This is a genomic window from Kitasatospora sp. NPDC092039 (genome assembly GCF_044756065.1).
Classification (GTDB): Bacteria; Actinomycetota; Actinomycetes; order Streptomycetales; family Streptomycetaceae; genus Kitasatospora.
The window spans coordinates 187,842-202,827 of the sequence record NZ_JBIVSD010000004.1 but is presented as its reverse complement, the minus strand read 5'-3'; the positions used below and the strand labels follow the sequence as shown (position 1 = coordinate 202,827).

15 protein-coding genes are annotated in these 14,986 nt (G+C 74.4%); 9 read left to right on the top strand and 6 right to left on the bottom strand.

Annotated elements, in window-relative coordinates; genetic code table 11:
• Positions 1–177 precede the first annotated feature (177 nt).
• Positions 178–1,917, top strand: coding sequence for a carbohydrate-binding module family 20 domain-containing protein (locus ACIQI7_RS10500; protein WP_401107276.1), 1,740 nt, complete (start codon positions 178–180; stop codon positions 1,915–1,917).
• 168 nt (positions 1,918–2,085) lie between these two features.
• Here ACIQI7_RS10500 and ACIQI7_RS10495 read toward each other — a convergent pair whose 3' ends face one another.
• A complete protein-coding gene (locus ACIQI7_RS10495; protein ID WP_401107275.1) occupies positions 2,086–2,829 on the bottom strand; it encodes an SDR family oxidoreductase in 744 nt (247 codons plus the stop codon).
• Positions 2,830–3,225: 396 nt separating this feature from the next.
• Between ACIQI7_RS10495 and ACIQI7_RS10490 the strand changes: the two genes are divergently transcribed.
• From ACIQI7_RS10490 to ACIQI7_RS10480, 3 genes are all read left to right on the top strand, one after another.
• Complete coding sequence (locus ACIQI7_RS10490) at positions 3,226–4,284, top strand: alpha/beta hydrolase (RefSeq protein ID WP_401107272.1); 1,059 nt, start codon at positions 3,226–3,228, stop codon at positions 4,282–4,284.
• Between the two features lie 333 nt (positions 4,285–4,617).
• Positions 4,618–5,454: a hemerythrin domain-containing protein gene (locus tag ACIQI7_RS10485; RefSeq protein WP_401107270.1), complete on the top strand. Its 837-nt coding sequence runs from the start codon at positions 4,618–4,620 to the stop codon at positions 5,452–5,454.
• Between the two features lie 225 nt (positions 5,455–5,679).
• On the top strand, positions 5,680–6,093 hold the full coding sequence (locus ACIQI7_RS10480) for a hypothetical protein (protein WP_401107268.1): 414 nt from the start codon (positions 5,680–5,682) through the stop codon (positions 6,091–6,093).
• Positions 6,094–6,150: 57 nt separating this feature from the next.
• Here the strand turns inward: ACIQI7_RS10480 and ACIQI7_RS10475 are convergent, their stop codons facing one another.
• Positions 6,151–6,744, bottom strand: a complete 594-nt coding sequence (locus ACIQI7_RS10475) for a DUF6891 domain-containing protein (RefSeq protein WP_401107267.1) — start codon at positions 6,742–6,744, stop codon at positions 6,151–6,153.
• A gap of 70 nt (positions 6,745–6,814) precedes the next feature.
• On the opposite strand from ACIQI7_RS10475, the gene ACIQI7_RS10470 reads away from it, so the two are divergent.
• Entirely contained in the window at positions 6,815–7,777 is a 963-nt protein-coding gene (locus ACIQI7_RS10470) for a DUF1152 domain-containing protein (RefSeq protein WP_401107264.1), read from the top strand.
• A 39-nt stretch (positions 7,778–7,816) separates the two neighbouring features.
• Here ACIQI7_RS10470 and ACIQI7_RS10465 read toward each other — a convergent pair whose 3' ends face one another.
• The 3 genes from ACIQI7_RS10465 to ACIQI7_RS10455 all read right to left on the bottom strand — a co-directional run bounded on the left by ACIQI7_RS10465 (position 7,817) and on the right by ACIQI7_RS10455 (position 9,760).
• Positions 7,817–8,380 (bottom strand): FHA domain-containing protein, encoded by a 564-nt coding sequence (locus ACIQI7_RS10465; RefSeq protein ID WP_401107261.1) that lies wholly within the window; start codon positions 8,378–8,380, stop codon positions 7,817–7,819.
• A gap of 225 nt (positions 8,381–8,605) precedes the next feature.
• On the bottom strand, positions 8,606–9,169 hold the full coding sequence (locus ACIQI7_RS10460; protein WP_401107258.1) for a DUF1697 domain-containing protein: 564 nt from the start codon (positions 9,167–9,169) through the stop codon (positions 8,606–8,608).
• Positions 9,170–9,403: 234 nt separating this feature from the next.
• Positions 9,404–9,760: an arsenate reductase family protein gene (locus ACIQI7_RS10455; protein ID WP_401107256.1), complete on the bottom strand. Its 357-nt coding sequence runs from the start codon at positions 9,758–9,760 to the stop codon at positions 9,404–9,406.
• Between the two features lie 232 nt (positions 9,761–9,992).
• Between ACIQI7_RS10455 and ACIQI7_RS10450 the strand changes: the two genes are divergently transcribed.
• Positions 9,993–11,159, top strand: a complete 1,167-nt coding sequence (locus ACIQI7_RS10450; protein ID WP_401107254.1) for a cytochrome P450 — start codon at positions 9,993–9,995, stop codon at positions 11,157–11,159.
• A 198-nt stretch (positions 11,160–11,357) separates the two neighbouring features.
• Here the strand turns inward: ACIQI7_RS10450 and ACIQI7_RS10445 are convergent, their stop codons facing one another.
• Positions 11,358–11,981: an exonuclease gene (locus ACIQI7_RS10445; protein WP_401107252.1), complete on the bottom strand. Its 624-nt coding sequence runs from the start codon at positions 11,979–11,981 to the stop codon at positions 11,358–11,360.
• Positions 11,982–12,230: 249 nt separating this feature from the next.
• Here ACIQI7_RS10445 and ACIQI7_RS10440 point away from each other — a divergent pair, with 249 nt between their 5' ends.
• The 3 genes from ACIQI7_RS10440 to ACIQI7_RS10430 are packed head-to-tail and all read left to right on the top strand — an operon-like array spanning position 12,231 to position 14,870.
• Positions 12,231–13,523: a diacylglycerol/lipid kinase family protein gene (locus ACIQI7_RS10440; RefSeq protein WP_401107249.1), complete on the top strand. Its 1,293-nt coding sequence runs from the start codon at positions 12,231–12,233 to the stop codon at positions 13,521–13,523.
• Complete coding sequence (locus tag ACIQI7_RS10435) at positions 13,516–14,163, top strand: phosphatase PAP2 family protein (protein ID WP_401107247.1); 648 nt, start codon at positions 13,516–13,518, stop codon at positions 14,161–14,163. The genes ACIQI7_RS10440 and ACIQI7_RS10435 overlap by 8 nt, the downstream gene beginning before the upstream one ends.
• Complete coding sequence (locus ACIQI7_RS10430) at positions 14,160–14,870, top strand: DUF1345 domain-containing protein (protein ID WP_401107245.1); 711 nt, start codon at positions 14,160–14,162, stop codon at positions 14,868–14,870. Before ACIQI7_RS10435 ends, ACIQI7_RS10430 begins: the two co-directional genes overlap by 4 nt.
• Positions 14,871–14,986: the final 116 nt, after the last annotated feature.

Below are 14,986 nucleotides of genomic sequence, written 5' to 3'. Positions count from 1 at the left end.
CCGAGGCCCTTCTCCAGGACCTGGACCGAGGCCCCTTCTCCCGGGAGCCGTACCCAAGGTCTTGACGCCTTCGGCGGGCGCCTCTAGGTTCAGCGCTGCAAGTTTCCGGCAAGTTACAGAAACTTCCTGCAGGTTCACCCTCCGGCTGCCCCACCCCAGCCACCCCCAGGAGACGACGTGGTCACCACCGCCCCCACCCGCCGCCGGCCCGCCCGCGCGGCCGGCGCGCTCGCCGCCTCGGCGGCGCTCGCGCTCTCGCTCGGCACCTCCCTCGGTGCCCCCGCCGCCCAGGCCGCCCCGCCCGCGAACAACGGCAAGGACGTCACCGCCACCCTCTTCGAGTGGCGCTTCGACTCCGTCGCCCAGGCCTGCACCTCCACCCTCGGCCCCAAGGGCTACGGCTTCGTGGAGGTCTCACCGCCGCAGGAGCACATCCAGGGTCCGCAGTGGTGGACCTCCTACCAGCCGGTCGGCTACCGGATCGCCGGGCGGCTCGGCGACCGCACGTCGTTCAAGAACATGGTCACCGCCTGCCACGCGGCCGGCGTCAAGGTGATCGCCGACGCGGTGGTCAACCACATGTCGGCGGGCTCCGGCACCGGCACCGGCGGCACCGCCTACACCAAGTACAACTACCCCGGCACGTACCAGGACCAGGACTTCCACGGCTGCCGCCAGGCGATCAGCGACTACCGGGACCGCGCCAACGTCCAGAACTGCGAACTGGTGGACCTCGCCGACCTGAACACCGGCAGCGCGTACGTCCAGACCACCGTCGCGCACTACCTGGACGACCTCGCCTCGCTCGGCGTCGACGGCTACCGGATCGACGCCGCCAAGCACATCGCCGCCGCCGACCTCGCCGCGATCAAGGCGAAGACGGCCAACCCCGGTGCCTACTGGGTCCAGGAGGTCATCTACGGCGCCGGCGAGCCGATCCAGCCCACCGAGTACACCGGCACCGGTGACGTGGACGAGTTCCGGGTCGGCACCGACCTCAAGCGGATGTTCACCACCGACAAGCTCGCCAACCTCAACGGCTGGGGCGCCTCCTGGGGCTACCTGCCGAGCGGCCAGGCGCGCGGCTTCGTCGACAACTGGGACACCGAGCGCAACGGCTCCACCCTCAACTACACCTACGGCAACACCTACACGCTGGCCAACGTCTTCCTGCTGGCCTCGCCGTACGGCGCCCCCAACGTCTACTCCGGCTACTCCTTCACCAACAAGGACGACGGCCCGCCGAACGGCGGCACCGTCAACGCCTGCTACCAGGACGGCTGGAACTGCACCCACGCCTGGCGGCAGGTCGCCAACATGGTCGGCTTCCGCAACGCGGTGGCGGGCACCGGGGTGACCGACTGGTGGTCCAACGGCAACAACGCGATCGCCTTCGGCCGCGGCAACAAGGGCTACGTCGCGATCAACCACGAGAGCGGCGCGATCACCCGGACCTTCCAGACCGGGCTGCCGGCCGGCACCTACTGCGACGTCCAGCACGGCGACCCGCAGCCGGGCGGCGGCTGCACCGGCCCGACCTACCAGGTGGGCGCCAACGGGCAGTTCACCGCGACGGTCGGCGCGGGCGACGCGGTCGCGCTGTACGTCCAGCCGGGCGCGAGCGTCTCCGGCGCCTCGTTCAACGTCAACGCGACCACCTCGTACGGGCAGAACCTCTACGTGGTCGGCGACGCGGCGGCGCTCGGCGGCTGGGACGCGGCGAAGGCGCTGCCGCTCTCCTCGGCCGGCTACCCGGTCTGGTCGCTGTCGCTGTCGCTGCCGGCCGGTACGTCCTTCCAGTACAAGTACGTCCGCAAGGACGCCGGCGGTGCGGTGACCTGGGAGTCCGGCGCCAACCGGACGGCGACGGTGCCCTCGGGCGGGACGGTCACGCTGAACGACACCTGGCGGCCGTGAGCCGCGGGCCCCGGTCCGTAGCGGATCCCCGTCGGCCTGGTCCGGCGGGGATCCCCCGGTAGGGGGCTGTTCCGAAGGGGCTGCTCCGGGGGCCGGTTCCGGGGGCTGCTCCGGGGGCCGGGGGAGGGGCGGCGCCGCCGCCGCGCCGTGCGAGTGGCGGCCGGTCCGTCATCCCCGCCCGACGTACGGCATGGCCGTCGCCATCACGGTGGCGAACTGGACGTTGGCCTCCAGCGGCAGCCCGGCCATGTGCCGCACGGTGCGCGCCACGTCCGCCACGTCCATGGTCGGCTCGGGCGCGATCCGGCCGTCCGCCTGCCGCACGCCCGCGCCCATCGCCGCCGTCATGTCGGTCGCCGCGTTGCCGATGTCGATCTGCCCGCAGGCGATCCGGTACGGGCGGCCGTCCAGCGACAGCGACTTGGTCAGCCCCGTGACGGCGTGCTTGGTCGCGGTGTAGGCGATCGAGTGCGGGCGCGGGGCGTGCGCGGAGATCGAGCCGTTGTTGATGATCCGGCCGCCCTGCGGGTGCTGCGCCCTCATCTGCTGGAACGCGGCCCGGGCGCAGAGGAAGGCGCCGGTCAGGTTGAGGTCGACCACGGCCCGCCAGTCCTCGACCGCCAGCTCCTCCACCGGGACGGCCGGGCCGAAGGCGCCGGCGTTGTTGAACAGCAGGTCCACCCGGCCGTGGCGCCCGGCGGCCGCGGCGAACAGCGCGTCCACCGCGTCCGGGTCGGTGACGTCGGTCGGCAGCACGTCGGCCGGGACGGCGCAGAGCCCGGCGGTCTCCCGCAGCGGCCCGGGCCGGCGGCCGGCCAGCACCGTCCGCCAACCGTCCGCGGCCAGTTCGACCGCCACGGCGCGGCCGACGCCGCTCCCGGCTCCGGTGACGACGGCGATGCGCTGGTCCATGGCAGCCTCCTCGATGACCGGTCCCGGTGGCCCGGGCCCGCCCTGCAGATCGTTCCGGATCGGCGGGCCGCCGTCACCGGTCGGAACCCCCGCGATCCGGACGGCTCGACGCGGGCTCGGCGGCCACCCCCGCCGTCCGGCCCCCGCCGTCCGGGGGGAGCGGTGAGGGCCTCGACCCGACCGCGGACGAACATCGGAATTCCGGTGGCCACCGCGCAACCGGGCCACCCCGGCCTACGTCATAAGATCGCAGGAAGGCGCACCCCCGCGAGGGGCGGCGCCACCATCACTCCGGGGGACGCACCAGTGCCGTGCCCCCGGGCCTGTCCGGCCCCACCGGGGGGCCGCCGCCCGGTCAGACGGACCGGGCGCGACATCGGTCGGAGAGTCCTCACCGTGCTTAGGCAGTCGTCCCGTTCCCGCGCCGTCCTGTCCGGCGCCGCCGTGCTCGCCCTGGCCGCCTCGCTCGCGGCCTGCGGGAGTTCCGGCGGTGGGAAGGGGGACAGCGCCACGGCGAACGCCACCCCGGCCGGCGGCAGCAGCTCGGCGGGCAGCCCGAGCGCCACCGGCACCGGCCCGGCCGCGACCGGCAGCGCGACCCCGGCCGCCGCCGGCAAGGTGCTGATGCCCACCGGGCCCGCCGCGGCCCTCAACAAGGTCCGGGACACCGGCGCCGGCCCGATCTTCATGACCAAGGTGACCGGCGCGAAGTCCGGCGTCACCGGCCAGGTCTGGGTCTGGCTGCCGCCCGAGTACAACGACCCCAAGTTCGCCAAGACCGGCTTCCCGGTGCTCACCCTGTTCGCGGGCGGCCAGAGCAACGGCTACAACACCTGGACCGACAACCAGCTGCCGATCCAGGAGGAGAACGAGCGGCTGGTCAAGGAGGGCAAGTCCCACCCGTTCATCATGATCATGCCGGTGCAGAACTTCAACGGCGACGAGAAGAACGCGCTGGACTGCTCCGACATCCCGGGCCAGCCCAAGATGGGCACCTGGATGGCCGAGGACCTCCCGGACTTCGTCCGCGCCAACTTCCGCACCGTGAAGGGCCGCGACGGCTGGGGCGTGATGGGCGCCTCCACCGGAGGCTTCTGCAGCGCCAAGCTCGCCCTCCAGTACCCCCAGGTCTACAAGGCCGCGGTGCCGATCGACGGCTACTTCATCCCGGACTCCGGGCTGTGGAAGGGCCACGACGCCGAGCGCGCGGCCAACAACCCGGACGTGCTGGTCGCCCAGGGCAAGGCCGACGTGAGCATGCTGGTCACCGCGGGCGGCGCCAACCCGTACGAGACCAAGGTGGTCAAGAGCTGGGTGGCCAAGGCGGTGCCGCCGCTGAGCCTGGAGTACCACGAGCAGCCCGGCGGCAAGCACCTGACCTCGGACTTCAAGAAGATGATCCCGGACACCCTGGTGTGGCTCACCGCCCACCTGGCGGGGCCGGCGGCCGACTGAGGCCCTGCGCCGCACCGCTCTCGCCGCTGTCACCGCTGTCATCGGCTTTCATCCGCTTTCATCCGGGCCGCCGGTGCCGGGACGCGTTCGCGCTCCCGGTGCCGGCGGCCCTGCTGTGCTGACTGTCCTGCGGTCCTGCGGTCCTGCTGTCCGGCGGGCTCTCCGGCTGCGGGTCCGCCGCAGGTCGCCGTAGGATCCCGCAGCCCGTCCGCAGGCCCGTGACCTGCGCGTCAATCGGACATTGATTCGCTTCTGATCGACTGGGAGCACCTTGGCTGGGGCGGTCCTCGACCGGCCGCCGCCACCCGTGCCCCAAGCCGTGAAGAGAGTCCCATGCCGATCCACCTGGTGCCCCAGCCCGTCCCCACCGTGCCCGCGCAGGGCCAGCCCGGACCCGCCCCGCTGGGCGCGGACGCGTACGGACGGGCCGCGGACGACGAGCCGGCCACCCTCCGGTTCGCCGGGCTGCGCCTGGTGCACGCCGCGCTGCGCCGGGACCTCGCCCGGCTGCCCAACGCGCTGCGGCTGCTCCAGCCCGGCGAGGACGACAAGGGCGAGGCGCTGCTGCGGCACTGGAACTTCATGACCGCGATGCTCACCTGCCACCACGAGCAGCAGGACACCCGGCTCTGGCCGATCGTGCGCCGCTTCGCGCCCGAACTGCGGCTGCTGCTCAACTGGCTGGAGGACGACCACCACAACCTGGACCACTCCTTCACCCGGGTCACCACGCTGGTGCGGATCGCCAGCCGGGACACCGGCAGCGCCTGGCCGGTCGCCTACGCGATGGAGGACCTGGCGGCCCGGCTGGAGACCCACCTGCGGATCGAGGAGCGGCAACTGCTGCCCCGGATGGAGCGGGTGGTCCCCGAGGGCTCCCGGCTCGGCGGGCTCGGCGAGCTGCTGGACCTGCTGCGGCTGGCCGACGGCCCGGGGATGGCGGACGCGCTGGTCTGGCTGCTGGAGGGCGTGGAGCCCGAGCTGGTCGAGCGGCTGCTGGCCGAGTGCGACGACGACGTGGCCCGCAACTGGCCGCACTGGCACGCGACCTACCAGCGCTGCACCTCGCCGCTGTGGGGCCCGGCGGACGGCGCCGCGGACGGTCCGGCCGGGGGGCCGGCCGACGGCACCGGCCTCGGCTTCGAGGGCCTGGGGAGCATCGCCGACTGACCCCGGGGTGTTTTCGCGGGCCGTTGATCTACGCGCGTGGCACGGGCCTCCGGCATATGCCGGAAGTCGCCAGTGATCCGACGTGCCGTCAACTTCCCGCAACCCTAAGGGGAATCGACCCACCGCTCTCGGGGTCCGGCCGCCCGGCCGCTCCGGGCCGTACCAGGGGAGGCGTCCCGCCGACGGTCGATGGCGGGCCGCGCCCGCCGCCCTACCGTCGACGGCATGACCACAGCGCGCAGCACCCCGGACCCCCACCCCACCCGTCCCCGGGCCCGTCCCCGGACCCGCTTCCGGCGCGGGCCCGCGCTCCTCGCCGCCGGCGCCGTTCTGGTGCTCGGCGCCGGGCTGACCGCCTGTGAGGGCGGCGTGGCCCTCTGCCTGGACGACCACAAGTGCACCGTCGGCATCAAGACCGACAAGGCCGACGGCACCAAGACCGTCAAGGTCTTCGGCGGTGACGACCCGATGTCGATGACCGTCGGCCGCATCACCGACGACTCGGCCGAGGTGACCATCGGCGACGACCGGAAGACCGCCACCAAGGACTCCCAGACCACCATCGGCAGCGTCCGGGTCACCCTGCGCAAGACGAACAAGGGCGACCACTACGCCGAGGTGCACGTCGAGCGGGACTGACCCGCCGCCGGCCGTGACGACGCGCTCCCCGGCGCCCGTGCCGACGTTCCCCGGTGCCTACTCCGGCAGGCGGTTGAGCCACTCCAGCGGGGTGACCCGGATCGTCGTGTTCGGCGAGCCGTCCCACTCCGCGGGAAGCCCGACCGCCTCCAGCGCGGCGACCACCGACCGCCCGACCTCCACCGTCCGGCACTCCGAGACCTCGGCCGTCTCCTCCTCGCCGCGGAACCCGCCGTAGCGCAGCATCAGCCCCCGTCCGGCGGCCGCCGCCTCGGTGTCCTGCTGGTGGAAGAAGACGAAACCGACCGAGTCCTCCCCGGCCTCGCCCCCGATCTCCGCGTAGCCGCAGCCCGCGCAGCAGGTGAAGTCCATCGCCGCGACGATGCCCTCGTCCTCCAGTGCGTCGAAGGCGTCGGCCAGCCGGTCCACGTCGGTGGTCTCCGGCCAGGTCGTCTGCTCGGCCAGCCGCCGGGCCCACAGCGGAGCGACGATCCGCTCCGCCTCCTCCTGCGTCAGCCCCTGGTCGTCGAAGGCCTCGACCAGGGACTCGGCTATCTCGTCCGGCTCCTGGAAGCCGCACCGGATCAACTCGCCGGCCCGCTCCTGGGCTTCGCGCAGCACGTCGGGGATGGGAAGCGTCTCCTCGGTCATGCCCGCATCGTCGCACCCGCCACTGACAATCCGCGGGCCCGCGGCGCCGCCGTCCTGCTACCGTCCGCCGGTGACTTCTCTGCTGCAACCACCGCTGATCACTCGGCTGCTGGCCGCCGAGCGCATCCTGGTCGCCGGGGCCGGCGGTGGCTTCGACGTGTACGCCGGGCTGCCGATCGCCCTCGCCCTGCGGGCCGCGGGCAAGGAGGTGCACCTGGCCAACCTCTCCTTCAGCCACCTCTACGGCCTGCCGAGGGAGGTCTGGGAGGAGCCCGACGTGGCCCGGATCGGGCCGGACACCGCCGCCCCGGAGGGTTACTTCCCGGAGCGCACCCTGGCCCGCTGGCTGAACCTGCACCGGATGCCCGACACCGTGTGGGCCTTTCCGACGGTGGGCGTGGGGCCACTGCGCGACGCCTACCGCGCACTGGTCCGCCGGCTGGGCGTGGACGCGATCCTGCTGGTGGACGGCGGCACCGACATCCTGATGCGCGGAGACGAGGTCGGGCTCGGCACCCCGGAGGAGGACATGGCGAGCCTGGCCGCGGTGGCCGGGCTGTCCGAGGTGCCCGAGCGGCTCGTCGCCTGCCTCGGCTTCGGGGTCGACGCCCACCACGGCGTCAACCACTCGCTGGTGCTGGAGAACCTCGCCGCGATCGACCGGGCCGGCGGCTACCTCGGTGCCTTCTCCCTGCCCCGGGACAGCCGGGAGGGCGTGCTCTACCTGGATGCCGTCGAGCACGCCCGGGCGGCGTTCCCGGAGCACCCCAGCATCGTCAACGGCTCGGTGGCGGCGGCGCTGCGCGGCGAGTTCGGCGACGTCCGCTTCACCGATCGGACCAAGGGCGAGGCGCTGTTCGTCAATCCGCTGATGACGCTCTACTTCGGCGTCACGGTCGAGGCGCTGGCCGCCGAGAACCTCTACCTGGACCGGCTGGAGCGCACCGTGGTGACCCGCCAGATCGCCACCGCCATCGCGGAGTTCCAGGACGGGCTGCCCCGCCAGCGGCCGCCCCGGCAGTTCCCGCACTGACCCCGGGCGGGCGCGCCGGGCGCCGGGAGGGCCGGCCGGTCAGAACGCGGCGAGCCGGAACTCCAGGTTCCCGAACCGCACCTGGTCGCCGGCCCGGACCCGGACGCCGCCGGCGATCCGGCGCCCGTTCACATGGGTGCCGTTGGTCGAGCCGAGGTCGTACAGCACCCAGCCGCCCTGCTCGTGCCGCAGTTCGGCGTGGTGCCGGGACACCGAGGCGTCGTGCAGTCGTAGGCCCGAACCGGGGATCCGGCCGATCGTCAACTGCCCGGCCCCGGCCTGCGGCAGGCTCAGCCCGGGCAGCCGCTCGGTGCGCCAGGCCCGGCCCAGCCGGGTGCCGAAGGCGGACGCCCGCCCGACCGTGCGCAGCACGAGGCGCTCGACCGGCCCGCCGGTCGGCAGCCCGGCCACCGCCTCGTCCAACTCGCCGCGGCTGGTGGCATGCAGGACGACGTCCACCCGGCCGAGGAAGGTGTCGTGCGAGAGCCGTCCGCTGCCCGCGCCGTCCCGCAGCATCCCGAGCGCCTGGTCCCGTTCGGCGTCGGAGGGCCGGACGGCGCCGGCCGGCCCGGCCGCGCCGGTGGGGAGCTCAGGAGGCGTCATGGCCAAATTGTCGGCGCGGCCGACTCCGGCTGTCCAGATCGCGCCGTGCGCGGGCGCGGGGTTCGTACGTCACGGCAGTCCAGACGCCCTTTCCGGCCGGTCGGTTCCGCCCGTTCCGGGGTGCCGTACGGCTTGTTCGCGACCGCCGTACGGCCGGGTTCGCGACCGCCGTACGGCCGGGTTCGCGACCGCCGTACGGCCGGTTCCCGACCGCCGTACGGGCCGTCAGGCCTTGCGGGCGGCGGCCAGGATCTTCTCGGTGGTGTGCAGGAACCGGGAGGTGACCGCTCCCCGGTAGGCCTTGCCGAACATGTCCTTGGTGACCCACTTGCCGTCCTGGAGGTGGATCACCACGTACGCGGCCCCCGGTCCGGCACCGAGCACCTCGACGTCGCCCTTCGGCGAGCGGTACGGGAGGGCGAGTCCGGCGGGCAGCGGTTCGGAGAGGAACGCGACGACCAGCCGGACGTCCGGCGTCACCTCGACGCCCCGGAACGGCTCGGCGGCGAGCAGCTCGGCCACCTCGTCCACCGTCCGCAGCAGCACCGGCACCGGGTACCCGAGGGCCTGCTCCAGGTGCTCCTCGATCCGCCGGGTCAGCGCCGCGCGGTCCGGTTCGGCGGTGGTGGATTCGTCGGTGGTGAAGAAGACGTTGCCGCTCTGGATGTAGGAGCGCACGTTCCCGAGCCCGAGTTCGGCGAAGAGCGCCCGCAGCCGCTCCATCCGCACCGTCCGGCCGCCGACGTTGATGGCCCGCAGGAAGGCGATGTACGTGGTCGTGGTGGTCACCCCGCCAGTGTGGCACCGACCACCGACGACGACCCGGCGTCCTCGTACGGCGCGGTCAGGGCGCGCGACCTGCCCGAGCCGCCGCCCGCCCCGCTCCACGCGTTCCGGCTGGAGCCCGACCAGGTGGTGCACACCGCGCCGGAGGGCGGCCACCTGCTCGTCCACACCTGGCACCCGGGCCGGTCGGTGGAGGCGATCCGGCTCCACCGACCGGCCCGGTCGTCCACAACTGCCCTACGGCAGCACGGACTTGAGGGCCTCGGGGGTGCGGGCCACGACGGCGTGCCCGTCGTCCGCGGTGATGATCGGGCGCTGGATCAGGATCGGGTGCTCGGCCATCGCCGCGATCCAGCGCTCCCGGTCACCCTCCTCCCGGGGCCAGTCCTTCATCCCGAGGTCCTTGGCGGCCTGCTCGTCGGTGCGGGTGATGTCCCACGGCTCCAGGCCCAGGCGCTCCAGCACCTGCGCCAGCTCGGCCGCGGTCGGCGGCTGCTCCAGGTAGCGCCGTACGGTGTACTCGACCCCGGCCGCGTCCAGCTCGCCGAGGGCGGTCCGGCACTTGCCGCACCGCGGGTTGATCCAGATCTCCATGCCGGCCACCCTATCGAGCCGCCCGCACCCGCCCCGGGACCCGCCGCGCGCGATTCGGCCCCGGCCCGCGGCTTCCGCCCCTGTGCCCGCCACCCGCCTGCGGCTCGCCTCGCGATTCGGCCCCGCCCCGCGGTCCTGCCCGCCCGCCCGCGATCCGGTCCGTACGGGAACTCCGCCGAGCCCACCGGCGGTTGACCACACAGGAAGTGCGATCTCGGGAGGGGAGCACCGCATGGACGGCGCGGCGATCATCGAACAGCTGATGACCACGGAGGTCAGGACCGACCCGTACCCGCTGTACGCCAGGGCCCACGAGCTGGGCCCGGTGGCCCCGGCCGGGGACGGCATGTTCGTGGTGAGCGGCTACGCGGCGGTCAACAAGGTGCTGCGCACCCCCGCCTTCGGCGTCGCGACCGCCGAGATGATGTCCGGCCTGGCCCCCGAGTACGCCGTGCACGCGTCGCTCGCCCTGTTCGGCCGCTCGATCCTCCAGCGCAACGCGCCCGACCAGCCCCGGGTCCGCTCGCTGATCGCCTCGGTGTTCACCGCCCGCCGGGTCGCCGCGCTGCGCCCGGCCGTGGAGGCGGCGGTCGACCGGCTGCTGGACGGGATGGCCGAACAGGGCGCCGACGGTTCGCCGGTGGACTTCATGGACGCCTTCGCCTTCCGGCTGCCGGTCGGGGTGATCTGCGAACTGCTCGGCGTCCCCGAGCAGGACCGCTACCGCTTCCGCGACCTCGCCTCCGACCTGACCGTCGCGCTGGAGATCGTCCAGGACCTGGACGAGCTGGCCGCCGAGCGCCTGGCGCGGCCGCAGGACGACCTGGTCACCGACCTGGCCCGGATCGCCGCCGCGGACGACGAGCGGCTCTCCGCCCAGGAGCTGCTGGCCAACCTGGTGCTGCTGCTGGTGGCCGGCTTCGAGACCACCACCAACCTGCTCGGCAACGGCCTGGCCCTGCTGTTCCGCCACCCCGAGGCGGCCGCCGGGCTGCGCAGCGGGGCGATCACCCCGGCCGGGTTCACCGACGAGGTGCTGCGCTTCGACTCCCCGGTCCAGGCCACCGGGCGGGTCGCGCTGGAGGACGGCCTGACCGTCGAGGGCCTGCCGGTCCCGCCCGGCAGCGAGGTGACCCTGCTGATCGGCGCGGCCAACCACGACCCGGCCCGGTACGAGCGCCCCGAGGTCTTCGACCCGACCCGCACCGACAGCCAGCCGCTCAGCTTCGGCGGCGGCACCCACTTCTGCCTGGGCTCCCAGCTGGCCCGGCTGGAGGCCGAGGTCGCGGTGCCCGCCCTGCTCGACCGCTTCCCCCGGCTCGCCCCCGGCGGCGTGCCGACCCGGCGCGACCGGCTGGTGCTGCGCGGCTACGAGACCCTGCCGGTGACCGTCCGCTGACCGCGCCGTGACCAGCGGTTTCCGGGGCCGGCAGCGAGCGGGGGCCGCTTCCCCCGGCCCCGGGAACCGGGACCTCCGGCCGCGCGCGGCTGAGCACTTTGCGGCTGGGCCGTGCGCGGCCGAGCAGTCAGCGGCTGAGCCGCTCGGGGAGAGCGCGGCGTGAGGGCCTGCTCGCCGACGCCCTCGCCGTCCTCGCCCTCACTCCGGACGTCCCGTAGGCCCGGCCCACTCCCAGAGGTTCGCGAACAGCTCCGCCTGCTCCCGGGCGTCGTCCAGCGCGTGGTGGGTGTGCGGCAGGTCCGGTAGCAGCTCCGGCGGCATCGAGCGCTTCCCGATCCCGGCGAACGGCACCCCGGCCCGCGCCGCGTACAGCGTCTTCAGGTCCAGGCAGCCGGAGTGCCCGAACGGGCTGGAACCGGTGAACCGCACCAGGTACCAGTAGAGGAACTGCCAGTCGTACACGGCCGGGTAGCCCACCATCACCGGTCGGTACCGGCGCCCGTCCGGCCCGTTCCGCACCCCCTCCACCCAGTGGCCGAACGCCCGCATCGCCGCCCCGGGGTCGGCCCCCTCCGCCTCCAGCGCCGCCCGGTCCAGCCCCGACACGGCCAGTGCCTCCGGGTCGTACTCCGGGCTGATCGGCCGCAGCTCCCGGTAGAACGCCGCCGCGCCCGTCCCCGGCCGCCGGAGGCTCTCGCCGTCGTGCCAGCCGGCCACCACGGCCCCGAAGCTCACCATCGAGTACGGCCCCGGGATCGGTCCGTCCGCCTCCACGTCCACCGACACGTACACGGTCGGTGTGACCCTCTCCTTGCGTCCCATGCCCCCATCCAACCCGGCCCGGCAAGTGCATTTCCCGCTGCGGCCCGACGCCTCCGGTCACCCGAACGGGCCGGTGAGGATGCTTCCGGGCACGGGACTGCGCAGGCTGCTGGCAACGACCGGGCCCGACCGGCCCGACCGGGCCCCGAGGGCGCGGCACGGGAGGACGAGATCGACGGGACACGGACGACGGACACCGGCACCGGAACCGGCGCGCCGCTGCTCGCGAGATGCGCCCTGGCGGCGGCGGTGGGAGCCGTCGGGGTGCTGCTGTTCGCGCTGGGGGAGGGCGGACTGCTGGTGGTCGGGGCGGGGCTGCTCGGACTGGTCGTCTGGGCCGTCGGCGTCTGGTGGTTCCTGGCGTACCGGGGCGCGGTCCGGGCGTTCGGGCTGCTCGTCGCGCTCGCGGCGCCGGTCGCGGTGCTGGTGTTCTTCGCCCACCGCACGCTGTGGCTGACCGCCCTGGTCCTCGTCCTGGTCTGGGCCGTCGCACTGGCCTTCGCCCGCGCGGCGCTGCACCGGGCCCGCCCCGAGCAGCCGATGCGGGCGAGCGCCGCGCCGCGGCGGCAGCGGCCGGTCCTGATCATGAACCCGAAGTCCGGGGGCGGGAAGGTCGGCCGCTTCGGGCTGGTCGAGCGGGCGGAGGCACTCGGCGCCCGGGTCGTCCTGCTCGACCCCGACGCGCCCGCCGACGTCGCCGAGCTGGCCCGGACGGCCGTGGCCGAGGGCGCGGACCTGCTCGGCGTGGCGGGCGGTGACGGCACCCAGGCGCTGGTCGCGGCCGTCGCCGCCGAGCACGACCTGCCGTTCCTGGTGGTCTCGGCCGGCACCCGCAACCACTTCGCCATGGACCTCGGCCTCGACCGCGCCGACCCCGCCCGCTGCCTGGACGCGCTGACCGACGGCGAGGAACTGCGGGTCGACCTCGGCACGGTCGCGGGCCGGCCCTTCGTCAACACCGTCTCCTTCGGGGTGTACGCCGACCTCGTGCAGCGCCCCGAGTACCGCGACGACAAGGCCGGTACGGCCCTCGACCTGCTGCCGGACCTGCTGGTCGGCGAGAACGTCCGGCGGGTCGACGCCCGGGCCGACGCCACCGCGCTGCCCGCCCAGCAGGCGGTGCTGGTCAGCAACAACCCCTACGGCTCGACCGAGGACCTCGGCGTCGACGGCCGCCGCCTCCGGCTCGACGCCGGCCGGCTCGGCGTGCTGGGCATCCGGGTGGAGGGCGCGGCGCAGGCCGCCGACCTGGCCTTGCGCGGCGCCCAGTCCACCGGGCTGACGGTGCTGACCGCCCGGCAGGTGGAGGTGACCGCGGACGCGGACGAGATCCCGGTGGCGGTCGACGGCGAGGCGCTGCGGATGTCCGTCCCGGTGGTGTGCACGCTGCGCCCGCAGGCCCTGCGGGTGCTGGTGCCGCGCGACCGCCCGGGCGTCCCCGCCCCCGTACCTCCCGTGACCTGGCGGCGGCTGACCGCCATCGCCTTCGGCCGCACCGACCGCGGCTCCGACCCGACCGCCGAGGGGCCGATCCGTGACTGACCCGAACCACGACCCCGCTCCGTCGGCCCGGCCCGTCCCGCCGCCCGCCGACCCGCCCGCCGGTACAGCCGCCGACACGCCCACCGACGCCGTGCTCAGCGACCTGCGGGCGATCGACGGAGCCGTCTACGCGGCCGTCGCCGCCACCCCCACCCCGACCCTGGACACCGCGCTGCGCCGGCTCTCCCGGGCCGCCGACCGTTCGAAGATCTCGCTGACCGTCGCCGCGCTCCTCGCCCCGTGGCCCGGCCGCCCCCGGCAGGCGGCGGTGGCCGGGGTCGGCGCGGTGGCGCTGGCCTCGGTGACGGCGAACCTGCTCGGCAAGCGGCTGGTCCGCCGCCGCCGGCCGGACCGCGAGCAGGCCCGGGTGGCCGTCGACCGGCAGGTGCCGATGCCGGAGTCGGCCTCCTTCCCGTCCGGGCACACGGCCTCGGCGACGGCCTTCGCCACCGCGGTCGGCGTGCTGCTGCCGCCGCTGGCGGTGCCGCTCGGCGCGCTGGCGGCCGCGGTCGGCTACTCCCGGGTCCACACCGGCGTGCACTACCCGGGCGACGTCGCGGCCGGCGCGCTGCTCGGCTTCACGGCCGCGGTGGCGTCCCTGGCCGTCGTCCGGACCGTGCCGCCGCGCCTCCCGGAATGAGCGCGCCGCACACCGGCCCGGCCGCGGACAAGGAACCCGACCGGTGGCTCTCGGAACGCCGCCGCTCCTCCACGGGCGTCCTGGTCGCGACGGGCACGGCGGTGGTGCTGATCGCCCTGGACGACGACTGGTGGCAGATCTCGGGCGCGGACGTGGGCGTCCTGGTGCTGCTCGCCTACCTCCTCCCGTACTTCGCGATCACCTCGGTGGTCTTCACCACCGCGTCCGGCGAGCGGGTGCGCGGCTGGGCCCGGCGCACCGAGCGCGGCACGATGCTCCAGCGCTACGTCCTCGGCTCGGCGCCCGGGCCGGGCGTCTCGATCCCCATTGCGGCCGCCGCCCTGCTGGTGGCGATGGTCTGGCGCCCCGGCTACCTGGGCTCCGAACTCTCCCCGGTGCCCCGCGCGCTGGTGGCCCTCGTCCTGGTCGTGCTCGCCTGGGCCTGCGTGGCGGTCTCCTTCGCCGTCGCCTTCCAGGCCGACAACCTGGTGGAGGACGAGCAGGGCCTGGAGTTCCCCGGCGGCGGCCGCCCGACCTGGCTCGACTACCTCTACTTCTCCCTCTCCCTGATGACCACCTTCGGCACCACCGACGTCAACGTGCTCTCCCGGGAGATGCGCCGCACGGTGGCGGCCAACTCGCTCATCGCCTTCGTCTTCAACACCGTCACCGTGGCGAGCCTGGTCTCCGCCCTGAACAGCCTCTGACCCCCGCCCGGCCCCGGACGCGCCCCAGACCCCGACCCCGCCGTCATCTCGTCCCGACCCGACCCGACCCGACCCGACATCACCCCGGGCCTACACCGGGCACCTGAACGTCCGTG